We start from the raw sequence: 326 nt of genomic DNA, 5'->3' as shown, positions 1-326 counted from the left end.
CCTGCTACGCAATGGTATGCGCCATCAAAAGGCAAACAAGGGCGAAATCAAACCTACTCCGACGCAGCCATCCAATGCTGCTTAATGATTAAATCCTTATTCCGTCTGTCTTTACGTATGGTTACTGGCTTTGTGCAAAGTCTGATTAAACTTTGCGGATTAAATTGGATAGCTCCAGATTACACCACGCTTTGTAGAAGACAAAAGCATATTGATATTGTAATCAACTACCAAAAAAGTAGCGATGGGCTGCATCTACTCATGGACTCTACAGGCATGAAGTTTCTAGGTGAGGGCGAATGGAAGCGCAAGAAACATGGACCTGA

General features: G+C 43.3%; 1 protein-coding gene. It reads left to right on the top strand.

Going from position 1 to position 326, the window contains the following annotated elements; translation table 11 throughout:
* Nucleotides 1–326: IS5 family transposase (locus B3143_RS15260; protein WP_286739819.1), on the top strand; the 326-nt coding region annotated here is incomplete at both ends.

It is taken from the genome of Acinetobacter sp. UBA1496 (genome assembly GCF_002324975.1).
In the GTDB taxonomy this organism is placed as follows: domain Bacteria; phylum Pseudomonadota; class Gammaproteobacteria; order Pseudomonadales; family Moraxellaceae; genus Acinetobacter; species Acinetobacter variabilis.
This window is presented reverse-complemented; position numbering and strand designations above follow the sequence as displayed.